At 61.8% G+C, this 23,236-nt stretch carries 21 protein-coding genes and 1 pseudogene; 4 read left to right on the top strand and 18 right to left on the bottom strand.

Annotation, left to right across the window (positions count from 1 at the left end):
- Positions 1-3 precede the first annotated feature (3 nt).
- Positions 4-846 carry a 3-deoxy-8-phosphooctulonate synthase gene (kdsA, locus tag IWX85_RS02490; RefSeq protein WP_196868651.1) on the bottom strand — a complete coding sequence of 281 codons (843 nt, stop codon included), beginning with the start codon at positions 844-846 and terminating at the stop codon, positions 4-6.
- Between the two features lie 832 nt (positions 847-1,678).
- On the opposite strand from kdsA, the gene IWX85_RS02485 reads away from it, so the two are divergent.
- Positions 1,679-3,373, top strand: coding sequence for an L-lactate permease (locus IWX85_RS02485; protein WP_196868650.1), 1,695 nt, complete (start codon positions 1,679-1,681; stop codon positions 3,371-3,373).
- 177 nt (positions 3,374-3,550) lie between these two features.
- Here IWX85_RS02485 and IWX85_RS02480 read toward each other — a convergent pair whose 3' ends face one another.
- From IWX85_RS02480 to IWX85_RS02440, 9 genes are all read right to left on the bottom strand, one after another.
- Entirely contained in the window at positions 3,551-4,327 is a 777-nt protein-coding gene (locus IWX85_RS02480; protein ID WP_196868649.1) for an enoyl-CoA hydratase, read from the bottom strand.
- A gap of 214 nt (positions 4,328-4,541) precedes the next feature.
- Entirely contained in the window at positions 4,542-5,741 is a 1,200-nt protein-coding gene (locus tag IWX85_RS02475) for an acetyl-CoA C-acyltransferase (RefSeq protein WP_196868648.1), read from the bottom strand.
- Positions 5,738-6,310: an endonuclease domain-containing protein gene (locus IWX85_RS02470; protein ID WP_196868647.1), complete on the bottom strand. Its 573-nt coding sequence runs from the start codon at positions 6,308-6,310 to the stop codon at positions 5,738-5,740. The genes IWX85_RS02475 and IWX85_RS02470 overlap by 4 nt, the downstream gene beginning before the upstream one ends.
- A complete protein-coding gene (locus IWX85_RS02465; protein WP_196868646.1) occupies positions 6,307-6,834 on the bottom strand; it encodes a DUF4442 domain-containing protein in 528 nt (175 codons plus the stop codon). Before IWX85_RS02465 ends, IWX85_RS02470 begins: the two co-directional genes overlap by 4 nt.
- Positions 6,834-9,248, bottom strand: coding sequence for a 3-hydroxyacyl-CoA dehydrogenase/enoyl-CoA hydratase family protein (locus IWX85_RS02460; RefSeq protein WP_196868645.1), 2,415 nt, complete (start codon positions 9,246-9,248; stop codon positions 6,834-6,836). The genes IWX85_RS02465 and IWX85_RS02460 overlap by 1 nt, the downstream gene beginning before the upstream one ends.
- Positions 9,249-9,383: 135 nt before the next feature.
- Positions 9,384-9,818 (bottom strand): DUF2147 domain-containing protein, encoded by a 435-nt coding sequence (locus IWX85_RS02455; RefSeq protein ID WP_036808911.1) that lies wholly within the window; start codon positions 9,816-9,818, stop codon positions 9,384-9,386.
- A gap of 29 nt (positions 9,819-9,847) precedes the next feature.
- Positions 9,848-11,644 (bottom strand): acyl-CoA dehydrogenase C-terminal domain-containing protein, encoded by a 1,797-nt coding sequence (locus IWX85_RS02450; protein WP_196868644.1) that lies wholly within the window; start codon positions 11,642-11,644, stop codon positions 9,848-9,850.
- A gap of 24 nt (positions 11,645-11,668) precedes the next feature.
- Positions 11,669-12,388, bottom strand: coding sequence for a TetR/AcrR family transcriptional regulator (locus IWX85_RS02445; RefSeq protein WP_196868643.1), 720 nt, complete (start codon positions 12,386-12,388; stop codon positions 11,669-11,671).
- 107 nt (positions 12,389-12,495) lie between these two features.
- On the bottom strand, positions 12,496-13,476 hold the full coding sequence (locus IWX85_RS02440; protein WP_196868642.1) for a LysR family transcriptional regulator: 981 nt from the start codon (positions 13,474-13,476) through the stop codon (positions 12,496-12,498).
- Positions 13,477-13,581: 105 nt separating this feature from the next.
- On the opposite strand from IWX85_RS02440, the gene IWX85_RS02435 reads away from it, so the two are divergent.
- Genes IWX85_RS02435 through IWX85_RS02425 form a run of 3 tightly spaced genes read left to right on the top strand, consistent with a single transcriptional unit; the run spans position 13,582 to position 16,402 of the window.
- Positions 13,582-14,535, top strand: a complete 954-nt coding sequence (locus tag IWX85_RS02435; protein WP_036813206.1) for a 3-hydroxyacyl-CoA dehydrogenase family protein — start codon at positions 13,582-13,584, stop codon at positions 14,533-14,535.
- Between the two features lie 11 nt (positions 14,536-14,546).
- A complete protein-coding gene (locus IWX85_RS02430) occupies positions 14,547-15,368 on the top strand; it encodes a 3-keto-5-aminohexanoate cleavage protein (RefSeq protein ID WP_196868641.1) in 822 nt (273 codons plus the stop codon).
- A 38-nt stretch (positions 15,369-15,406) separates the two neighbouring features.
- Positions 15,407-16,402 (top strand): tripartite tricarboxylate transporter substrate binding protein, encoded by a 996-nt coding sequence (locus tag IWX85_RS02425; protein WP_196868640.1) that lies wholly within the window; start codon positions 15,407-15,409, stop codon positions 16,400-16,402.
- A gap of 154 nt (positions 16,403-16,556) precedes the next feature.
- Here IWX85_RS02425 and argB read toward each other — a convergent pair whose 3' ends face one another.
- The 8 genes and pseudogenes from argB to IWX85_RS02385 form a co-directional block, all read right to left on the bottom strand.
- Positions 16,557-17,483: an acetylglutamate kinase gene (gene argB / locus IWX85_RS02420; protein WP_196868639.1), complete on the bottom strand. Its 927-nt coding sequence runs from the start codon at positions 17,481-17,483 to the stop codon at positions 16,557-16,559.
- A gap of 126 nt (positions 17,484-17,609) precedes the next feature.
- Positions 17,610-19,592 carry a nucleoside-diphosphate sugar epimerase/dehydratase gene (locus IWX85_RS02415; RefSeq protein WP_196868638.1) on the bottom strand — a complete coding sequence of 661 codons (1,983 nt, stop codon included), beginning with the start codon at positions 19,590-19,592 and terminating at the stop codon, positions 17,610-17,612.
- A 132-nt stretch (positions 19,593-19,724) separates the two neighbouring features.
- Complete coding sequence (locus tag IWX85_RS02410; protein WP_196868637.1) at positions 19,725-20,285, bottom strand: sugar transferase; 561 nt, start codon at positions 20,283-20,285, stop codon at positions 19,725-19,727.
- A gap of 38 nt (positions 20,286-20,323) precedes the next feature.
- A complete protein-coding gene (locus IWX85_RS02405; RefSeq protein ID WP_196868636.1) occupies positions 20,324-20,743 on the bottom strand; it encodes a type II toxin-antitoxin system VapC family toxin in 420 nt (139 codons plus the stop codon).
- Positions 20,740-20,988: a hypothetical protein gene (locus IWX85_RS02400; RefSeq protein ID WP_036808894.1), complete on the bottom strand. Its 249-nt coding sequence runs from the start codon at positions 20,986-20,988 to the stop codon at positions 20,740-20,742. Before IWX85_RS02400 ends, IWX85_RS02405 begins: the two co-directional genes overlap by 4 nt.
- A gap of 89 nt (positions 20,989-21,077) precedes the next feature.
- Positions 21,078-21,421: pseudogene (locus IWX85_RS20295) on the bottom strand (sugar transferase); the annotation flags it as partial.
- Positions 21,418-22,362 (bottom strand): SDR family oxidoreductase, encoded by a 945-nt coding sequence (locus IWX85_RS02390; protein ID WP_196868635.1) that lies wholly within the window; start codon positions 22,360-22,362, stop codon positions 21,418-21,420. The pseudogene IWX85_RS20295 and the gene IWX85_RS02390, both read right to left, overlap by 4 nt.
- A gap of 30 nt (positions 22,363-22,392) precedes the next feature.
- Entirely contained in the window at positions 22,393-23,214 is an 822-nt protein-coding gene (locus IWX85_RS02385; protein ID WP_231379477.1) for a glycosyltransferase family 2 protein, read from the bottom strand.
- Between the last annotated feature and the right edge of the window lie 22 nt (positions 23,215-23,236).

The raw sequence follows: 23,236 nt of genomic DNA, 5'->3' as shown, positions 1-23,236 counted from the left end.
CGCTTATTTGATCTGCAACGGCGCGAATGACTTCACCAAGTCATCGAGCGCCTTCATCTGCGCCAGGAAAGGCTCCAGCTGGTCGAGCGGCAAGGCACTTGGACCGTCACACATTGCATGGTCAGGATCAGGATGCGCCTCCAGAAACAGGCCCGCCAGGCCCACCGCCAGGCCGGCCCGCGCCAGATCGGCCACCTGCTGGCGACGCCCGCCGGATGCCGCGCCCCCGGGGTCGCGCTGCTGCAGCGCATGCGTGACATCGAAAATGATCGGCAGGTCGTTGCAAACCTTTTTCATCACCCCGAAGCCCAGCATGTCCACCACCAGGTTGTCGTAACCGAAGCAGGTGCCACGGTCGCACAAAATCAGCTGGTCGTTGCCGGCTTCCCTGAATTTTTCGACCATGTTGGCCACCTGCGCGGGGCTGAGGAACTGCGGCTTCTTGATATTGATGACCCGGCCGGTCCTGGCCAGCGCCACCACCAGGTCGGTTTGCCGCGCCAGGAAGGCCGGCAGCTGCAGCACATCGACCACCTCGGCCACCGGCGCGGCCTGCCAGGTCTCGTGCACATCGGTGATCAGCGGAACGCCGAATTCCGCCTTCACCGCTTCAAAAATTCGCAGGCCTTCTTCAAGCCCGGGACCCCGGTAGGAATGGATGGACGAACGGTTGGCCTTGTCAAAGCTGGCCTTGAAGACGTACGGAATGCCGAGCTTTTGGGTGACGCGCACATATTCTGCGCATGAACGCAAGGCCAGATCGCGCGATTCGAGGACGTTGATGCCGCCGAACAGCACAAAGCTGCCGGCGTTGCTGACGTTGATGTGGTGGTTGATTGCAATCAAGTAAATCTCCAAAGAGTCGAATTCTTCATACGGTTGCTTGAAATCATTCAAAAAACCTGGGCTATCGGACGTCGCATAAATCCTCCGTGAGCATGAGGCTTGGCGCTTGCGCCAGGTTTTAGGCCATGCGAACGGATATCGGGCGTGTAAGCACCAGTGTTTTCACCGGTGCATCACGTTCTCCACCCAAGAGCGGCAGACAGTGACGGCTATTGTCTATCCAGTCCCGCGCGCGGCGTCTTTGATGACCAGTTTCAGTGCTTGCCGGGGCAAAGGTGTTTCGCGATCCTTGCATTCGACCTCAGCAAACAGCTTCATCCCAGCGTCGTTCGCCAGCCGATGCACCGCCTTGCCCTCGTTGCGTTTCACTTTTCCGAAAAAGCCGAGTGCCTACTCCGTCATCGCCCGTGCCACATGGCCGCAAGTCCGCATGACACCTTCCCCCGCTGGGGAAGGCTGGGATAAGGGCCAGCGGGCGTGGGATCAGCCACAAAAAATCCCCTTCGGGGAGCCCTCACCCCAGCCCTCTCCCAGAGGGAGAGGGAGTAAGAGGGAACTGCATTCGTCAAGCTCACAAGTTACAAAGCCGAAACAAAAGCCCACAAAATTTTTGCAATCGATCAACCAAGAAGATTCAAACTGGAGCGGGGCTTTGCCCCTATAGTTCGGCCTCTGATTGACGCACGCCCTGGCAGCCGGGGCGCTCGTCGAACCTGTCAAGTTCGGGAAACTCAACCCCACAAACCCTCAACCCTCCAGGAGACAGCCGCATGACGTTGCAGCAGCTACCCGCCTTTTTTGGCAAGACCTACCTTTTTGTCGGGCTTGCGGCATGAACCAAACCCTGCTCTCCCTTCTGGCGTTTGCGCCACTGCTGCTGGCCGCCGTGTTGCTGGTCGGCCTGAACTGGCCGGCCAAGCGGGCCATGCCCGTCGTGCTGCTGGTCACGGCGCTGATTGCACTCACCGCCTGGGACATGTCGGTCAACCGCGTGCTGGCGTCAAGCCTCCAGGGCCTGGTGCTGACGGGCGCCATCCTCTGGATCATCTTTGGCGCCATCTTGCTGCTCAACACGCTGAAACACTCCGGCGCCATCAAGGCCATACGCGGCGGTTTTTCCAACATCAGCCCGGACCGCCGGGTGCAGGTCATCATCGTGGCGTGGCTGTTTGGCTGCTTCATCGAAGGGGCCTCGGGGTTTGGCACGCCGGCCGCCGTCGCCGCGCCATTGCTGGTGGCGCTGGGCTTTCCGGCGATGGGCGCGGTGATGCTGGGCATGATGGTTCAGTCAACCCCGGTGTCCTTTGGCGCGGTGGGCACACCCATCGTCGTCGGTGTGTCGGGCGGACTGGACAAGGCCGGCATTTCCCAGCAGCTGCTGGCCAAGGGGTCGGAGTGGGAGACGTTTTACCGGCTGATCACGTCGGAAGTCGCGATCACGCATGCCCTCATCGGGATCGCCATGCCGCTGCTGATGTGCGTGATGCTGACGCGGTTTTTCGGCCGCGACAAATCCTGGACCGAAGGCCTGGGCGTGGCGCCTTTTGCGCTGTTCGCGGGCCTGGCCTTCGTGATTCCGTATGCGGCGGCAGGCGTGTTTCTCGGCCCCGAGTTTCCTTCCATCATTGGCGCCCTGGTGGGCCTGGTCATCGTGGTGCCTGCCGCCAAGGCAGGTTTTCTGCTGCCCAAGAAAACCTGGGACTTTGCCGATGCCAAGGACTGGCCGGAGCAGTGGATGGGCAGCATCCAGATCAAGCTGGACGACCTGACGTCCAAGCCGCCCATGTCTGTCGGCCTGGCCTGGCTGCCCTACCTGTTGCTGGCCGGGCTGCTGGTGCTGTCGCGCGTCAATGCGGATGTGAAGGGCTTCTTTTCCAACAACCTGGTGTTGGGCTGGAAAGACATCCTCGGCGAGACCGGCCTGTCGGGCAGCATTGAATTCCTGTACCTGCCAGGCGGCATCATGGTGATGGTGGTGTTGGCGACATTTTTGCTGCAGCGCATGAAATTTTCGGAACTCCGGGCCGCTGTCAGCGAGTCGTCGCGCACCCTGCTGGGCGCCGGCTTCGTGCTGATCTTCACCATCCCCATGGTGCGTATCCTGATCAACTCGGGCGTCAACCTGGGCGGCCTGCCGTCGATGCCACGGGCCATGGCCGAACTGGTGGCCAGCAGCGTGGGCCATGTCTATCCGTTCTTTGCGCCAGCGGTCGGGGCACTGGGCGCCTTCATTGCCGGCTCAAACACGGTGTCGAACCTGATGCTGGCGCAGTTCCAGTTCGACACCGCCCATCTGATCGGTGTTTCGGGTGCGATGCTGGTGGCTGCGCAGGCCGTGGGCGCCGCAGCGGGCAACATGATCGCCATCCACAACGTGGTGGCGGCGTCGGCCACGGTCGGGCTGCTGGGGCGCGAAGGCGCCGTGCTGCGGATGACCATCATTCCCACCATCTACTACCTGATCATGGCCGGCCTGCTGACGCTGATTGCCATCCATGTCATCGGCGTCTCCGATGCACTGATGTAAGCCTGCGGCAGGTGCCATCTCGCACCTGCTGAACGTTGAAAAAAAGCCGCCATCAGAAACTGACAGCGGCTTTTTTATTCATCATCCATCGCTTGGATGCTATCAATCAAGGAGCTGTCAGTACCCGCCCAGTATGCGCAAACAGCACTTTTTACTTGCAATATGGCATCAAAAGGCTCAAAGTGCCGAGAAATCCGGCTTGCGCTTTTCCATGAAGGCGGTGAACGCTTCGCGGGCGGCAGGCTCCTGCAGCATGCGGCCAAAACTCGCGCCTTCTTCGGCCATGCGCTCGGCCACCATGCCGGCATTGCCTTTTTTCATCAGCCGCTTGGTTTCCATCAGCGACGTGATCGGCTTGGCGGCCAGCTTGAGCGCCTGCCGTTGCGCCAGCGCATTGGCCTCGGCGGGCGGCACGATGCGGTTGATCAGGCCCATATCCAGCGCCGTCTCGGCCATGAAGGGCTCACCCAGCAGCAGCGCTTCGGCCGCGCGCGGATAGCCCATCAGCTGCGCGGCCAGAAAGCTCGATGCCGCTTCAGGGCACAGCCCCAGGTTGACGAAAGGCATGGAAAACGCCGCGTTGTCGCCGGCATACACCAGGTCGCAATGGAACAGCATGGTGGTGCCGATGCCGACCGCCGGACCGCACACGCTGGCAACGATGGGCTTGGGAAAGCTGCTGAGGCCGCGAAGGAAACGAAACACCGGCGCGTCCGACGTGGCGGGCGGCTTGTTCAGGAAGTCGCCAATGTCGTTGCCGGCTGAAAAGATCGTTTCATGGCCCTGGAAGACCACGGCGCAAACCGCCACGTCATGGTTGGCCGAATCCAGCGCATCGGCCAGCGTGTCGTACATGGCGGCGGTGATGGAATTCTTGCGTGCCAGGCGGTTGAGCGTGATCGTCATCACGCCGCTGTCGGTGTGAACCAGGATGTCGTTGGAAAGTGCGGTCATGGGATTTTCTGCAGGGTTGTAAAAAACATGATTCTGGCAGCATGCCAAAGGTTCAGGCAATCAGGGCTTTGCGCTCAAAGTCCGGCCGGTCCTTAACCTGCGGATCGGCGGCAAGCGCCGTCAGTCGGGCGGCCTCCGGCCGGCCGCCGTCGTCGTCGGGTCCGCCATGTGCTTGCCGACCACCCAGAAGGCCATGGCGCGCTTTCAAAAATGGTCAGACGCGCTCGAAGATGCCGGCGGCGCCTTGCCCCATGCCGACGCACATCGTCACCATGCCGTATTTCAGCTGGTGGCGGTGCAGCGCATGGATCACCGTGGCGGCGCGAATCGCACCGGTGGCGCCCAGCGGGTGGCCCAGCGCAATCGCACCGCCCATCGGGTTGACCTTGGCCGGGTCCAGTCCCAGCGTGTTGATGACCGCCAGCGACTGCGCGGCAAACGCTTCGTTCAGCTCGAACCAGTCGATGTCGTTTTGCGTCAAGCCGGCATAACGCAGCGCGGCCGGAATGGCTTCAATCGGGCCGATGCCCATGATGTCCGGCGGCACACCCTTGGCGGCGTAGCTGACGAAACGGGCCAGCGGCGTGAGGCCGAACTGCTTGACGGCTTTTTCGCTGGCCAGGATCAGCGCACCGGCGCCGTCGGAGGTTTGCGAGCTGTTGCCGGCCGTGACCGAACCGCGCGCGGCAAACGGCGTCTTGAGCTTGGCCAGGCCTTCGAGCGTGGTGTCGGGCCGGGCGCCGTCGTCCAGGCTGACGAGGCGGCTTTTGGCGATGACTTCGCCGGTTTCCAGGTTGGCGCTGCGGTCCGTCACTTCGACCGGCGTGATTTCGGCCGTGAACTCGCCAGCCTGCTGGGCCTTGAGCGCCTTCATGTGCGACTCATAGGCAAACTCGTCCTGCGCCTGACGCGAGACTTTCCACTGCTGCGCCACCTTCTCGGCCGTCAGTCCCATGCCGTAGGCAATGCCGACGTTCTCGTCGTTGGCGAACATGGCCGGCGACAGCGACGGCGAGTTGCCCGACATCGGCACCATGCTCATGCTTTCAGTGCCGGCGGCAAACATCACCTCGGCCTCGCCGACGCGGATGCGGTCAGCCGCCATCTGGATCGCCGACAGGCCGGAGGCGCAAAAGCGGTTCACGGTGATGCCGCCCACGCTGGTCGGCAAACCGGCCAGGACCGCACCGATGCGGGCGATGTTCAGGCCCTGCGGACCTTCGGGAATCGCGCAGCCGCAGATGATGTCTTCAATCGCTTTCGGGTCCAGCGTCGGCACCTGGGCCAGCGCGGCCTTGAGGACGCTGACGAGCAGGTCGTCAGGCCGGGTGTTGCGGAAAACCCCCCGGTGCGAGCGCCCGATGGGCGTGCGCGTGGCGGCAACGATGTAGGCGTCCTGGACTTGTTTGCTCATGGTGTGCTTCCTTTAGTTTGTCCTTGCTCCCTCTCCCGCGTGCGGGAGAGGGTTGGGGTGAGGGGAACTGCAAATTGCAGTATTTTTTCCAGCACCGCTTCGGTTTGAAGCAGTACATCGTTGTTCCAAAAACGCAGCGTTTTAAAACCCAGGGCAGCCATGGCGTCGCTGCGTTTCTGATCATGGGCAACGCCTGCGTCTTTGGCATGCTGGCCGCCGTCAAGCTCGATGACCAGCCCTATTTCAAGGCAGGCGAAATCTGCGAAGTAGGGGCCGATTGGACGCTGGCGGCGAAATTTCAAATTGCCGATTTGCCGGGCACGCAGCCTGGACCAAAGCAGGGCTTCGGCATCGGTTTGGCTCTCCCGGAGCGCGCGGGCGCGCACCCTCACCCCAGCCCTCTCCCGCAAGCGGGAGAGGGAGTCAGACGGGGACGACACCAATGCCTGCTCTTGCTCTTGCTCTTGCTCTTGCTCTTGCTCTTGCTTTTGCTCTTGCTTTTGCTTTTGCTTTTGCTCCCTCTCCCGCGTGCGGGAGAGGGTTGGGGTGAGGGTCTGCGGAAGTTTCATGGCACCTGCTTGCGCAAACCGGACGGTACCCAGGCCCACACAAATTCACATTCGACAGGTTCGATACCGGTTTCGTCGGTCACCTCGACCCGCACATTGACTTCGCCCTTGTCGCTGGCCTGCATCAGCGCCTGCTGCTCGGGCGTGAGGATGGCGACCGCCCGCAGGGCGCCGGTGGCGCGCTTCCTGAACGCCATCTTCAACTCCTTGGCGAGCGGAATGCAGTCGTCGCGCACGTTCATGCCGACCACCATGCCGGTGGCGGTTTCGGCCAGCAGGTTCATGGCCGACGCATGGATGCCGCCGATGTGGTTCTGCACCTTCTTTTCGTTTTTCAGGCCAACTTCGACGCGTTCCCGGCTCATCTGCAAAAAGTCGATGTCGGCCGTGCCGGTAAAAGGCACGGCGCGACGCATCACCACGCTGCGGAACCAGGTGCGGGCAAAGACCGGCACATCGGACAGCCGGTCCAGCTGGCGCTCCAGCCGGTTGGGAGGATGCTTCACGGTGTTGGGCTCAACCATCAGTTGCGCACCGGCTTGCCGGTGCTCATCATGCCCATGATGCGTTCCTGCGTTTTCGGATGTTCCAGCAGCGCGCAAAAGGCCTTGCGCTCCAGCGTCATCAAATATTCCTCGCTGACCAGCGTGCCGGCGTCAACATCGCCGCCGCAGACCACGCCGGCGATCAGGCTGGCAATGTGAAAGTCGTGCGCACTGATGAAGCCGCCGCCCTGCATGTTGACCAGTTGACCCTTAATAGTGGCGATGCCGTTGCGTCCCGCCACCGGGAACAGGCGCTTGTGCGGTGGACGATAACCCGAGTTGTACAGCGCGCGCGCTTCGTTCAGCGCCACGAACAGCAGTTCGTCCTTGTTCGGCACGACCACGTCGCTGTCAAGCAGATAGCCCAGCTTGCGGCTTTCCAGCGCGCTGGTGCCCACCGTTGCCATGGCGGCGGCGGTAAAGCCCTCGGTCAGGAAAGGCAGCACGTCCTTGTTGCTGGACTTGGCCGCGTTTTCAGCGGCGCGGCGTGCAATATACGTCAGGCCGCCAGCGCCTGGCACCAGGCCAACACCCACTTCCACCAGGCCGATGTAACTTTCCATTGCCGCGACGCGCCTGGCCGAATACACCGCCATTTCGCAGCCGCCGCCCAGCGCCAGGCCGCGAATTGCCGACACCACAGGCACGCTAGCGTAACGCAGCCTGAGCATCACGGCCTGCATTTCGGCCTCGGCACCGTCCACCGCCGACACGCCGGCCATCATGAAGGCCGGCAGCATGGCCTGCAGGTCGGCGCCGGCCGAGAACATCGCGTGGTTCGACCAGATCACCAGGCCCTTGTAGCTTTTTTCGGCCAGGTCCACGCCCATCGCCAGGCCCTCGACCACATCGGGGCTGATGGCGTGCATCTTGGTCTTGATGCTGGCAATGAGCACATCGCTTTGGTCGCCATCGAGCGTCCACAGGCGAATCGCGTCGTCTTCGTGCAGCGTCGTTCCGGCGGTCTCGAACGCTGGCGTGTTGGAACCCAGCACGTCTTCGGGAAAATACTGGCGTTCATAGACCGGCAGCTTGCGGCGGGGAATGAATGCGTGGCTTGAGGCACTCCATGACCCTTCGGGCGTGTGCACGCCACCGGCTGCGGCCACCGGGCCATTGAACACCCAGTCGGGCAGCGGCGCAGAACTCAGCGCCTTGCCGGCGTCAATGTCTTCCTTGATCCAGTTCGCCACCTTCAGCCAGCCGGCTTCCTGCCACAGCTCGAACGGGCCCTGCTTTGCGCCAAAACCCCAGCGCATGGCAAAGTCGATGTCGCGGGCGGTTTCGGCAATGCTCGCGAGGTGTACAGCGGCATAGTGGAACTGGTCGCGCAGCACGGCCCATAAAAAGCGCGGTTCGGCGCCTTCGGCATGGCGCAGCAGCCCGAGGCGCTCGCCGGCCGGCTTTTTCAGCATGCGGCCAACCACTTCGTCGGCCTTGGCGCCGCCGGGCACGTATTCCATGCTTTCGGGGTCCAGCCGCAGGATGTCGCGGCCGACTTTCTTGTAAAAGCCGGCGCCGGACTTCTGGCCCAGGCTTTTGCTTTCCAGCAGGCTGGCCAGCACCGGCGGCGTGCCGTACATGTCAGCAAATGGGTCGGCAATTTTCCCCTCGCCGAGGTTGTCCTGCAGCGTCTTGATGACGTGCGCCATCGTGTCCAGCCCGACCACGTCGGCGGTGCGGAAGGTGCCCGAACTGGCGCGGCCCAGCTTCTTGCCGGTCAGGTCATCGACCACGTCATAGCTCAGGCCAAAGGCGTCGGCTTCCTTGATGGTGGCCAGCATGCCGGCAATGCCGACGCGGTTGGCAATGAAGTTGGGCGTGTCGTGGGCGCGGATCACCCCCTTGCCCAGCGCGGTGGTGACAAAGGCTTCCAGCTCATCCAGCACCGTGGCTTGCGTCGTCGGCGTGTTGATCAGCTCGACCAGCGCCATGTAGCGCGGCGGGTTAAAAAAATGGATGCCGCAAAAGCGCGGCTTGATGGCTTCGGGCAGCGCTTCGCTGAGCGTGGTGATCGACAGGCCCGAGGTGTTGCTGGCCACGATGGCGCCTTCGGCAATGAAGGGCGCGATCTTGTGATAAAGATCAGTTTTCCAGTCCATGCGCTCGGCGATGGCTTCGATGATCAGGTCGCATTCTTTGAGAACATCCATGTGCTCTTCATAGTTCGCCTGCTGGATCAGGCTGGCGTCGTCAAGCACGCCCAGCGGCGCGGGTTTGAGCTTTTTCAGGCCCTCGATGGCGCGGCTGACAATGCCGTTTTTCGGGCCTTCTTTGGCCGGCAGGTCAAACATCACCACCGGCACCCGGCAGTTGACCAGATGGGCGGCGATTTGCGCGCCCATCACGCCCGCGCCGAGCACGGCGACTTTTTTCACTTGAAATCGGGACATCTTTTTTTCCTTGTCGATTGCTGGTTCAGCGGCGCTTCCAGGCCAGCGACAGCGTGGAGCCGGCGCTGCCGGGCCACAGGTGTCACCCCTGGAAGGGGGTTGAAGCTACACGCAGTGCGCCTCAGGCGGGGTCAGTCAATTGACGCGAACCCAGGTCTGGGTGCGCCCGAAAGGCCCGAACGAGCCCCTGACGTCCAGCTTTTTTCCGTCCTCAACGGGCGTCATTTTGAGCGTGTAGTTTTTTCCGTTTTCAGGGTCCAGAATCTTGCCGCCCTCCCACACCTCGCGGCCTTCGGCCTTTTTCGCACCGCGAATGATTTCGAGGCCAAGCAGCGGCTGGTCCTTGCGGTCGTCGCTGCATTCGGTGCAGACATCCTCGGGCTTGGCAGTCTTGAGCAGGCGTTTTTCAATTTTTCCGCTCAACACGCCGGCTGTCTCGGTGATGCGCACTTCCGCCTTGGCCTCGCCGGTCTTGTCGTCGGTGCTGCGCCACAGGCCCAAGGGCGTGTTCTGGGCCAGCACGCCCAAGGAAAACGATCCCAAAAGCATAGCAATCAATGCATGTTTCATATGTGCTCCCGCTTTGAATGATCAAAAAATCAGGCCAGTGCCGCGTCGGTGTCCATCAGTGCCCGGCTGCCGCTGCGCGCGGTGCGCATGAGCGTTGCGGTTTCGGGGAACAGCTTGGCAAAGTAAAAGCGCGCCGTCTGCACCTTGGCCAGGTAGAAGGGGTCGGTGTTGCCAGCGGCGATTTCGCGCAAGGCGGTTTGCGCCATGCGCGCCCAGAAGTAGCCAAACACCAGGTGCCCGGCCACGCGCAGGTAATCGACCGCAGCGGCGCCCACTTCGTCCGGGTTCTGGAAGCCCTTGAAACCGAGTTCGGTGGTGAACTTGGTCATCTGGTCGGCCAGGTAGGCCAGCGGGTTGATGAATTCGGCCATTTTCTCGTTCACGCCTTCTTCCTGAATCAGCGCGCCGATGACCTTGCCGAACTTCTTCAGCGTCGCGCCGTTGTTGCCCAGCACCTTGCGGCCCAGCAGGTCGAGCGACTGGATGGTGTTGGTGCCTTCATAGATCATGTTGATGCGGTTGTCGCGCACCAGTTGCTCCATGCCCCATTCCTTGACGTAGCCGTGGCCGCCGAACACCTGCATGCAGGCATTGGTGGCAATGTGGCCGTTGTCGGTCAGGAAGGCCTTGACGATGGGTGTGAGCAACGCGACGATTTCGCCGGAATCCTTGCGCACCTTTTCATCCGGGTGGTAGAGCTCCTTGTCGAGCAGCAGCGTGCAGTAGATCGCCAGCGCCCGGCCGCCTTCGGCATAGGCCTTGGCGGTCAGCAGCATCTTGCGCACATCGGGATGCACGATGATCGGGTCGGCCGGCTTGTCCTTGGCCTTGGTGCCCGAGAGCGAACGCATCTGGATGCGGTCCTTGGCATAGGCCAGCGCATTCTGGTACGCCACTTCGGTCAGGCCGAGCGACTGGTTGCCCACGCCCAGGCGGGCGGCGTTCATCATCACGAACATGGCGGCCAGGCCCTTGTTGGGCGCGCCGACCATGGTGCCCACAGCGTCTTCCATCACGATTTGCGCGGTGGCGTTGCCATGGATGCCCATCTTGTGCTCCAGGCCGCCGCACCAGATGCCGTTGCGCGAACCGAGCGAGCCGTCTTCGTTGACGTTGAATTTCGGCACGATGAACAGGCTGATGCCCTTGCTGCCCTGCGGCGCATCCGGCAGCCGGGCCAGCACCAGGTGCAGGATGTTGGGCGTCATGTCGTGCTCGCCGGCACTGATGAAAATCTTGTTGCCGGTCAGCTTGAAGGTGCCGTCGGCCTGCGGCTCGGCCTTGGTGCGCAGCATGCCGAGGTCGGTGCCGCAATGCGGCTCGGTCAGGCACATGGTACCGGTCCACTCGCCGCTGACCAGCTTGGGCAGGTAGAGTTTTTTCTGTGTGTCGGTGCCGTGGGCATGCAGCGCCTCGTAGGCGCCATGCGACAGGCCGGGGTACATGGTCCAGGCCTGGTTGGCCGAATTCATCATCTCGTAGAAGCACTGGTTCACCACGAACGGCAAGCCCTGGCCGCCATATTCCGGGTCGCAGCTCAACGCGGCCCAGCCGCCTTCCACATACTGCGCATAGGCTTCCTTGAAACCCTTGGGCGGCGTGACTTCATGGGTGCTCTTGTCGAGCGTGCAGCCTTCCTCGTCGCCGCTGATGTTGAGCGGAAAAGTCACTTCGACCGCGAACTTGCCGCCCTCTTCCAGCACCGCGTTGATGGTCTCGGCGTCAATGTCGGCATGCGGCGGCAAGACCTTCAGCTCGTCGGTGACCTTGAGCACTTCGTGCATGACGAACTGCATGTCGCGCAGGGGGGGGTTGTACTGGGGCATGGAAATCCTTTGGCGTTGGGGGTGTCAAGCGGGTTTGGAAGAAGAAGCAGAGAAAGAGGGGTCGGGCAAAGCGGGGCTGGCGGGCGCGGCCGTGCGGGCATGGCGCGCCATCATGTTGGCAAAGGCGGTCTTGGCCCGGGCGATGGAGCCGGGCGTCTTCAGGAAGCGGGCTTCGTAGTGCAGCCCCAAAATCAGTCCATGGATCTCGAACACGACCTGGTGCGCGTCGGTGTCTTGTTGGAAATGGCCGGCGTCCGTTGCCTGCTCGACTGCGCGGTGCATGGCGGCCAGCCAGGTCCGCACCGAGTCGGCGAGTGCGTCGCGCACCGGGCCGGGCCGGTCGTCGAATTCGACCGCGCCGCTGATGTAGATGCAGCCGGAATCGATCTCCACCGATGTCCGGTTCATCCAGTGGTCAAACATCGCATGCAGGCGCGGCAGGCCGCGCGGCTGGTGCAGCGCCGGAAAGAAAACCTCTTCCTCGAACCGGACATGGTATTCACGCACAACCGAAATCTGCAGCTCTTCGCGCGAACCAAAATGGGCGAACACGCCCGATTTGCTCATGTGCATGACCTCGGCCAGCGCGCCAATGCTCAGGCCTTCCAGGCCGATTTGGGTCGCCAGTCCCAAGGCTGCTTCGACGATGGCGGCCTTGGTCTGCTGGCCTTTTTGCGCGCTTTTGGACGCACCGGTTGCCCGTGACGTGCGGGCGCTTTTGACGGAGGGTGAACTGACGGGCATGGAGGAAATAAATAAAAGAACGATCGTGCTATTTTGCAGCAATTTCATCTTCTGCGCGCTATTTTCCCTACATTTTTTAGGCTTCAGTTCCTAAGGCAGTCAAGGGTTTACCCTTTATTTTCAAGGACTTGCCGTGCAGGCGTGTTCACGGTTTGCGTCTTTTTGGAAGGCAGCCGGGGACGCGGCGCCACCCGCACCATCTCTTCGCGCAGCATGTCCACCAGCGCCGTTGCGGCGGGCGACAGGCTGCGAAAGCGCCGGGTGACCAGCCCGATCGGACGGGAAATGTCGGGCTCGACCAGAAGGCGGCGCACCACGCCGGGCTGCGGCGCCACCGCCGCCGCCAGTTCGGGCAGCGCGGCAACCCCCAGCCCGCAGGCGACCATGGCGGTGATGGTGGCCAGGTGCTCGACCTCGTAGGTCGGCGCGAAGCGCAAGCGGTGCTCCAGCAGCGCGGCGTCGGCATACTGGCGCACGCTGGCGGGCAGCGGCATCGAAATGTGCGTCAGCGCGGCCACATCGATCCAGCGCAGCGGTCCGTTGCCCTGCGCCAGCGGATGGCCGGGCGGAATCAGCAAGACAAAGCCATCGCAGGCGAGCGGCTGGTAATCGAGGTCGGCATAGGCCGGGTTGGCAGCGGTCAGCGCGAAATCCACCTGGCCGGCGCGCACCAGGTCAAAGGCCGGGCCCGACAGCGTGTCCACGATCCGGAACTGGATGCCGGGGTGCCGTGCGCTGAAACGCGCGCAGGCAGCCGGCACCACGGTGGCGGCCAGCGACGGCAAAGCGGCCAGCGTCACCTGGCCCGACTGCAGCTCCACCACGTTGCGCACCGCGCGCACCGCTTCATCAGTCTGGGCGCGCAGCAGCAGCGCCTGCTCGGCAAACACCTGGCCGGTCGCCGTGAGCTGCACATGGCGCGTGGTCCGGTCGAACAGCCGCACGGCCAGCGTTTCTTCCAGCCGCGTGATGACACCAGAAACGGCCGACTGCGACAAATTGACTTGCGCGGCCGTGCGGCGAAAGCTCAGGGTGGCGGCCAGAGCCAGGAAAACATCGAGTTCACGGATTGACCAATTGATCTGCATAGCGAATCAGTTTATCCATAAAAACGTTTGGACAGCGCAATGCCCACCTCCTAGACTCGCCTGAAAGCCCATCTGCCCGTTTTGCAAAAAGGACCTCTTTTGAACCTGCTTCCCTCCCATCCCAAAAACGTACATGCCGTGGTCGTCGGCGGCGGCACGATGGGGGCCGATGTGGCCGTCGTGCTGGCGCGCGGTGGCTGCCGCGTGACGGTGATTGATCCAGGCGAAGCCAAGCGCGCGGCATTGCAGGCGCATGTACGGCAAGGCTTGACGCCGCTTGGCCTGGAACGCCGCGCAGACCAGGTCACGGCGGTGGCCGACCTGCCATCTGTCGCCTGGGACGATGTGGCGCTGGTGGTGGAATGCATTCCGGAAAACCTGCCGATGAAGCAGCAACTGTTCGCCGAGCTGGTCACGCATGCGCCGGTCTCCGCCGTTCTGGCCAGCAACAGTTCGAGCTTTCCAATCAGCGCCATTGCCCAGGGGCTGGACGCGCGCCAGCGCATGCTGGGGCTGCACTTTTTCATGCCGGCCCACCTGGTGCCGCTGGTGGAAGTGGTGTGCGGGCCGGACTCAAGCCTGGCGCTGGCCGACAGCGTGTGCGCCTTCATGCGCGGCTGCGGCAGCGTGCCGGTGCTGGTGCGCAAGGACAAGCCGGGATTTCTGGCCAACCGCCTGCAGCATGCGCTGGCACGCGAGGCCTTTGCCATGATCGACGAAGGCATTGCCACACCCGAGGATGTGGACGCGGCCGTGCGGTTCGGCTTCGGCTTTCGCTACCTGGCCGCAGGGCCGGTGCTGCAGCGCGACCATGCCGGCCTCGACGTGCACTGCGCCGCTGCCGCCAGCATGTACCCCAGCCTTTCCAGCACCACGGTGCCGGCCAAGGTGCTGCAGACGCATGTCGATGCCGGCAGGCTGGGCATGAAGACCGGCGCCGGTTTTTATGAATGGCCCGAAGCGCGCCGCCTCGCGGAGCGCGCGCGCTACGACCGCCTGCTGCAGCAGGGGCTGGACCTGCTGGCCGATGAGCTTCCCTGCGTTGACAAAACCTTTTGACCGACCACCCCATGAACTTTGATCCGCTCATCATCACCGTGGCGCCCAACGGCGCCTACAAGCAGGCCCATGACCACGCCGCCGTGCCGCTAACCGCCGCCGGCCTGGCCAGCACGGCCAAGGCCTGCCTGGACGCGGGCGCCGCCATGCTGCACCTGCACATCCGCGACGCACAGGGCCGGCACAGCCTGGACGTGCAGGGCTACCGCGACGCCTTGCAGGTCGTCAAGGCAGCCGTGGGCGACGCCATGGTGCTGCAAATCACCAGCGAAGCCGCCCGCGTTTACAAAGCCCCCGAACAGATCGCCATGGTGCAGGCGCTGCGCCCCGAAGCCGTGTCGGTCGCGCTGCGCGAGCTGGACCAGCCGGACATTGGCGACGCCGGTCTGGCGTCATTTTTTGGCGGGCTGGCGCGCGAACGGGTCATGACGCAGGTCATCCTGTACGACGTGGCCGACCTGCAGCGCTGGCAAGCCCTGCAGGGGCGCGGGGTGATTCCCGAGGCGCCCTGGTTTTTGCTGTTCGTGCTGGGCCGCTACACCACCGGGCAGACCTCCAGCCCGCGCGACCTGGTGCCTTTTGTGCATGCCCACACCGGGCCAGAGCCCTGGGCCGTGTGTGCGTTCGGGGCCACCGAACATGCCTGCGTGACAGCCGCCGCCGCCCTGGGCGGCCATGTGCGGGTGGGTTTCGAGAACAACCTCCAGCTTAAAAACGGCCAGACCGCGCCCGACAATGCAGCATTGGTCGGGCAGGCCAGAGAAGCCGCCCTCAGCCTGGGCCGCCCGCTGGCCAGCGCGCAAGACATCCGCCAGCGCTTTGGCGCAGCCTGAAACTCATCATCAATAACCATACCCACAAAGGAGACAACATGAAACGCACCGCTTTTCTGAAAATTGGCGCCCAACTCGGCGCCAGCATCGCCCTGGCCCTGCTGGCGCCGCTGGCCAGCCATGCGCAGGACAACTACCCCAGCAAGACCATCCGCTTCGTGGTGCCCTACCCGCCCGGCGGCCCAACCGACCTGATGGCCCGTCTGCTGAGCCAGGAGCTGCAAACCCGGCTGGGCGTCACGGTGATCGTGGACAACAAGGGGGGCGCGGGCGGTAACCTGGGCAGCGCGGAAGTCGCCAAGCAGTCGCCGGCCGACGGCCACACGCTGCTGCTGGCCGCCAGCGGGCCGATGGCGGTCAATTCCACGCTGTTTCGCAGCATGCCCTTCAATTCGCTGACCGACCTGGCGCCGGTGATCCAGATTTCAGCGTTTCCGCTGGTGCTGGAGGTCAATCCCAAGCTGGGCGTGAAAACCGTCAAGGAACTGGTGGCGCTGGCCAAAACCAACAAGCCGGACCTGAGTTTTGCCTCGGCCGGCAATGGCACGCCGCAGCATCTGGCGGGCGAGATGTTCAACACCCAGATGGACATCAAGATTGCCCACATCCCCTACCGCGGGGCAGGCCCGGCGCTGAACGACCTGCTGGGCGGTCAGGTCAACGTGATGTTCGACATCCTGGGCAGCTCCCTGCCCTACATCCAGACCGGCAAGCTCATCCCGCTGGCCGTGACCTCGGCCAAACGCAGCGCGCTGCTGCCCAATGTGCCCACCATGGCCGAAGCCGGCGTGGCCGGTTATGAGTTCACCGGCTGGCATGGCATTGCCGTTCGCGCCGGAACGCCCGCGCCGATCATCGACAAGCTCAACAGCACGCTGAACGCCATCTTCAAGGAGCCCGAGTTCCACAAGAAATGGGAAGCGCTGGGAACGCCCGTGGTGGGCGGCACCGCAGCCCAGTTCGGCGAATTGATCAAGAAGGAAACCGTGCGACTGGGCAAGGTGGTCAAGGACTCTGGCGTGACGCTGGACTAATTCGAGCCTTCAGTCCCCTGCGGCCTTCGGGCTGAACGGGAGGGGCACCTCAGTCCTGATTTGATAGCTGCTCACGCATGCTGGTATTGCGCAAACACACTTTTTGACTGCAAATACTGCAGTGCTGGCCGAAACATCCAGCCTGCAGATGCGCTCAGTGCGAGCGGATCATCGTGCCGTAGGCCTTGTCGGTCAGGATTTCCAGCAGCATGGCATGCGGCACCCGGCCGTCGATGATGTGAACGGCGTTCACGCCGCTCCTGGCGGCATCCAGCGCGCCTTCGATCTTCGGCAGCATGCCGCCCGAGATCGTGCCATCGGCAAACAGGGCGTCAATCTCGCGCGCCGTCAGGTCGGTCAGCAACTCGCCGGCCTTGTTCAGCACGCCCGGAATATTGGTCAGGAGCATCAGCTTTTCCGCCTTCAGCACGGTGGCCAGCTTGCCGGCCACCACGTCGGCGTTGATGTTGTAGCTTTCGTTGTTTTCGCCAAAGCCAATCGGGCTGATGACCGGAATGAACTGATCGTCCTGCAGCGCCTTGACCACGCTGGGGTCGATGCTGACGATCTCGCCGACAAAGCCGATGTCATGCTCCTTGCTGGCATCGTCCTTGTCCAGCATGGTGAGTTTTTTGGCCCGGATCATGCCGCCGTCGCGCCCGGTCAGGCCCACCGCCTTGCCGCCAGCCTGGTTGATCAGGCCGACGATGTCCTGCTGCACCTGCCCGGCCAGCACCCATTCAACGACTTCCATGGTTTCGTCGTCGGTCACGCGCATGCCCTGGATGAAATGGCCTTTCTTGCCCAGCCGGTTCAACGCGGTTTCAATCTGCGGGCCGCCGCCGTGCACCACCACCGGGTTCATGCCGACCAGTTTGAGCAGCACCACGTCCTCGGCAAAGTCGGCCTGCAGCGCCGGGTCGGTCATGGCATTGCCGCCGTACTTGATGACCAGCGTCTTGCCGTGAAACTTGCGAATATAGGGCAGCGCCTGGGCCAGGATCTCGGCCTTGTCGCGCGGGCCGATGTGCGACAGGTCGGGATCGGAAGTAGAAGATGCGGGAAGGGAAGGATGGGTCATGTCATCAAGCCTGGAAGTGGTGAACCTGCAAATTGTGCCGCATGGGCATGACATCCGGGAGACGCCATGCCCGTCGGATCGGGGCCCTGCCAAGATGGCGAATTCTGGCGCGCTTGACCACCGGCGTCAGGCGTCATTCGGCAGGGCGGCAGGTTCTTGCGCAGACTCGCCTGTCCCACAGTCCCGATGCGGACGGTAGCCATGCACCAGACGCAGCAGGATGGCGCGCATCACCGGCGCATGGTTGAGCGTGGCGGCCTGGCGCATGTCCACCAGGATGGGCGCGAGTTCGGTCCAGGGAACAAAATCCTCACGTGCCTTCATGATCCGCTGGTGCGCCGTTTTCTCGGGGTTGTCGCCGATCAGCAGTTCCTCGTACAGCTTCTCGCCGGGGCGAAGGCCGGTGATGCTGATTTCAATGTCGCCTTCAGGGTTGTGCTCGTCGCGCAGGCTCAGGCCCGACAGCTGCACCATGCGTTTGGCAAGATCGACAATTCTCAAAGGGCTGCCCATGTCGAGCACGAACACATCGCCCCCGTGGGCCATGGCACCGGCCTGCAGCACCAGCTGGGCGGCCTCGGGAATCGTCATGAAAAAGCGCGTGACCTCCGGATGCGTGACCGTCAGCGGGCCACCGTCACGCAGTTGCTTGCGAAACAGCGGCACCACGCTGCCGCTGCTGCCCAGCACATTGCCAAAGCGGACCATGGCAAACACGGTGCGGTTCGCCACTTCCGGACTGTAGCTGCCGTCGGGCGACACGAAGCGCACCGACGGGCTGGCCGCCAGCGCCTGGAGCACCAGTTCGGCCATGCGCTTGGTGGCGCCCATGACATTGGTCGGACGAACCGCCTTGTCGGTGGAAATCAGCACGAAATGCGCCGTTCCGTTTTCCATGGCGGCTCTGGCGGCGTTCAGGGTGCCAAAGACATTGTTCAGCACACCCTCCGACGGATTGCTCTCGACCAGCGGCACATGCTTGTAGGCCGCAGCGTGGTAAACCGTGGCCGGCCGGTAAAGCTGGAAGATTTCCTTCAGGCGGCCAAAATTTCCAACGCTGGCGAGCAAGGGTGTCACCTCGACCTGCAGCCCATGCTCGGTGCACAGCCCCAGCAGTTCGCGGTGAACGGTGTACAGGGCAAATTCACTGAGTTCGACCAGCACCAGCCGGCGCGGCTTTTCCATCAGGATCTGGCGGCACAACTCGCTGCCAATGCTGCCGCCTGCACCAGTGACCAGCACCACCTGGTCGGCCAGGTTGCGCGCCAGCAGGGTCGAATCGGGCGGCACCGGCGGGCGGCCGAGCAGGTCTTCCACATCGAGTTCCTGGAAATCCTGGATCGTCACCCGCCCCGACGCCATGTCGCCCATGCCGGGCAGCGTCCGGACGTGGACCGGCAGCTCGCGCAGGCTGGCGATAATTTCATTGCGCCGCGCACGGTCCAGCGCCGGCATGGCCAGCAGGATGTCGGTCACGCCCATGCGCTCCACCGCATCGGCCACCTCGACGGGCGCCATGATGTCAACGCCGTTGATGCTTCTACCGACCTTCTTTTTGTCATCGTCGATAAAGCCCAGCAACACAAACTGACGCGCCACCGCCAGGGCCGACGCCGTTTCCACGCCCGCATCGCCCGCCCCGTAGATCAGCATGCGGCCCACCGCGTGGCGTGCCTTGCCCGACCAGCCTGCGAGCCAAAACCGCGCCAGTGCCCGGCTGGTTCCTACCAGCAGCAGCAGCAGCAGGGGCTGGATCAGGCCCAGGGTGCGCGGCACGCCGTTCCATTTGAAAAACAGCAATACGGTGAAGAACAGCACCGTGTACACCGCCACAGCCTTCGCCGTGGTGGCCAGCGCCGCCATGCCGGTGTAGCGAAAAATGGCGCGGTACAGGCCGAAGCGCACAAACACCGGAATGGCCAGCAAGGGGGCCAGCAGGTAAACGTATAACTGCTGCCCTTGCGGCAGGCCGGTCTGGTCGATGCGCAAATAAAAAGCCACCCACACGGACACCAGCATCATCAGCAGGTCGAGTGCAATGACCACGACCCGCTTGGCAGGACGCGGCAACGCCAGCAAAGGCGTTGCCACTAATTTATTCATCAACATTTCATTCTTTTACTTTTATCTAGTCAGCCGTCAACAGCACGTTGCGAACCTGCACCATGCCTGGCCCCAGCCTTGAGCTTCTTCACTTTTGTTACCACCACCGGCCCCATCGCCATCAACGCATGCAGGGTTTCAGTGGGTGATTCCGTCGCGCCGAATCACCTTTACAAAGGTCAGCCACAAAATTCGAATATCCAACCCCAGTGACTGCCGTTGAAGATACTCGACATCGAGCCTGACCTTGTCCGGAATGGGTAACTCGTCGCGTCCGTTGATTTGCGCCCAGCCCGTCAACCCCGGCACCAGTTCATGCACGCCACGCTGTGTTCGCAAGGCCATCAGGTCATGCTGATTGAAAAGCGCGGGCCGCGGCCCGACAAAGCTCATGTCCCCGGCCAGGATGCTCCACAGCTGGGGCAGTTCGTCCAGGCTGCTCTTGCGCAAAAAGCTGCCAATCGGCGTCAGGTAGGCATTGGGGTCGGCCAGGAGATGCGTGGCCACGGCCGGTGTGCCGACCCGCATGCTGCGGAACTTGGGCATCTTGAAAATGCGGTTGAGGCGCCCTACCCGGTCGGACCAGTACAGTGCCGGACCGGGCGAGGTCAGGCGCACCAGCAGGGCCACCAGCAACACCGGCACAGCCAAGGCCACAGCGGCAGCTAACGCCAGCATTAAATCAAACACTCGCTTCACGTACATCCCCTTCGGTTTATTTGAACTGCCTCCATTTCTCATGCGCGCGGTGTCAAGATCGGGATGACTTTTCTGCCGTGACGGCGATAGAGGCGGAAATCGCTGTCGAGCGTCATCACCCGGCAGGGCTCATACAGCTCGGACATGCGAACCAGGCAAGCGTCGGCCAATGAAGCAGGCACGTTGTCGTAGCGTTCAAATAAGGTGCGCACCGCAGTGGCCTGGTCGGCCAATGACACGGCTACGCGCACAACACCGCGCTCGATGAGCGCCAACGCCTTGCCTGGATCGAATCCCGAACGCGCCAGCAGAAAACAGGTTTCGGCAACGACTGCTTCGCAAGTCAGAAAAGGCCCTTCATGTTGCGAAAATTGCGTTTTTGCCCACTCGTGGTGTGCATCATCCCGACAATGCAGGGCCACCCAAGGACCGGTGTCCAGAATCAGATGACTACTCATACGCGGCCGAAATCATCCATGTGCCGGGGGTTTGACGACAAATCCGATGGGCCACCGCTAAAGCATCCGACCAGATCGCCCGCCTGTTCAAGCGCCGACATAGGGGCAATGCCAGCCTTACGCTGATTCACATAAGCCACCAGCGCACGGCGAACCAATTCAGACTTGCTGAGATGCTCCCGCTGACTCGCCAACACAATTTCTTGCTCAAGCTGGGGAGGAATTTTGATGGTCAATGTACTCATTCTCTTGATAATACCTTGTGGCAGAGTGAATTACCAACGGCACCCAGCGCAGGATTTTTGACACGGTCGCCTGGCTTGGCCTTGACACGCTGATTCAAGAGCGCAGGGCGTGGCCCCATAAAGCGCATATCCACCGCCAGGATGCTCCACAACTGGGTTAATTCGCCCTGGCTGCTTTTGCGTAAAAGCTGCCAATGGGCGTCAGCTGCGTTGTTGGACCGGCCAGCAAGTGCATAGCCAGGGCCGGTGTACCGACCCGCATGCTGCGGAACTTGGGCATCTTGAATATCTTGTTGTGGCGCCCTACCCTGCCGAACCACTACAGTGCCGGGCCTGGGGAAGTTACGCGCACCAGCAGAGCTACCAGCAGAACAGGCAGAGCCAGAATCACCGCAGGCGTCAAGGCAAGCAGCAGATCAAACATTCTTTTCATGGGCGAAAGCCTTGCGCAGCTTTTTTCAAGCCCTGGTCCAGCGTCAAGGGAGGATTCCAGCCCAACAGCTGGCGGGTCTTTTGAATATCCACCTGCAAGGAACCACACAGGCGCTGAGCCAAGTCGCGCTTGCCCAGCAATGCCGCCGCTGCTTTCAACACACCGGTCGGCACTGGAAGCAGACGCGCCGGGCAACCCATGGCCTGTCCCATGCGGCGCAGCAGTTCGGTTGTGGAAACGTCTTCGCCATCGGACACCAGAAAGGTCTGGTTGGCTGCGGCGGGATGGGTGATGCAAGTCACGATCAGATCGACCAGGTTATCAAGTGCCACCAAGCTGCGCTGGTTGCGGATGGCGCCCAGCGGCAAGGGTATGCCGAGTTGCAGCCAGCGCATGAGCGAACCAAAATTTCCTGGTGCGCTTGGTCCATATACAAGCGGAGGGCGAATGATTACCACTTCCAACCCAGTTTGCAGAGAAATCTCGCGCAAGCTCAACTCGGCCTCGTATTTGGAGACTGCATAAGGCGAATGCGGCGAAGCCCTGTCTAAGGCGGCATAGGGCTGCTGAAAAGTCTCGGCGCCGTTGACGCCGATAGAGCTAATAAAAACAAAGCGGCGCACACCCGCTGCGGCAGCCTGTCGGGCCAAATTCAGGGTGCCTTGAGTGTTCACACGGCGGAACTCCGCCAATGGATGGGCAGCAGCCTCTTGCACAACATGAACACGAGCCGCAAGATGAACGACAGCATCACACCCCGCAAGAACACCACGCCAATGAGTATTCTCGTCAATGCTTTTGACCACAGCGGTTTCAACAACTGCGGAAACCTTGCGAACTGAGCGGCCTGTACCTCGCACCGCAGCGCCACGCGACACAAGGTCAGCGCACAATGCACGTCCCACAAATCCCCCAGCGCCGGTAACTAGCACAGGATTCATGGGCAGCTCCAAACACAGCCAAACGTCAATCTAATTATTATATTTTCCACGGACATTCCAAGCATATCTCAAGCAAAATAACGTGGCTATCAGATATGAAAAACCTTCCTGATTTTTATATATTCTCCAAAAAAACCGCATTACTTTTAACTTGCTTGAGGAAACAGAGCCGGGTGTAAGTCTGTAACGAGCCAAGCATTCCTGCAACCCATGCACTTTGTGACCTTCTCGCAAGATACTCAGCCAAAGTGCATAGTCTTCATGACCACAGATTGGAAAATACCGTTTTCCCAATATACGTGCGTCGTACATCGCTGTCAGACAGCCAATAGTGTTAATGCTTAGCAAGTCATTATAAGAGCGCAGGCGCGGAGGGGTAAGACTCCCTCTATCCTCATTATTAAAGTCAATCACTCCATAACCAGTACAGGACAATGCGGCACCCACACTAGTCATAAAAAATATTTGCTTCTGTAGTTTTTCGGGCAGCCATTCATCGTCAGCATCCAAAAATGCTATGAAATCACCTTGCGCTTGGTGAAGAGCAACATTGCGGGGAACGGCCGGTCCTCCACTATTCTCAGGCAAAGTTATCAACCTTATCCTGGAATCAGAAACGGCCAATCTAGCGACTAAAGATGCTGTGTCATCGGTAGACTTATCATCCGCCACCACAAGTTCCCAGTTCTGGTAAGACTGGGCCTGCAAAGATTTAACAGATGTGGCGATGGTTCGACTCGCATTGTATGCAGCCATCACAACACTAACTAACGGTTCATTTTTACTCAAAAAAGCTCTCAAAAAATTGGCTTGATGGAAAAGATCGACATTCACACCATGAAAAAAATCCAAGCATTTTTAAATCTAAATTTGA

Source organism: Polaromonas sp. CG_9.11, assembly GCF_015752225.1.
GTDB lineage: Bacteria > Pseudomonadota > Gammaproteobacteria > Burkholderiales > Burkholderiaceae_C > Polaromonas.
The sequence above is the reverse complement of the archived record's forward strand: the minus strand, read 5'-3'. Positions and strand labels throughout refer to the sequence as shown.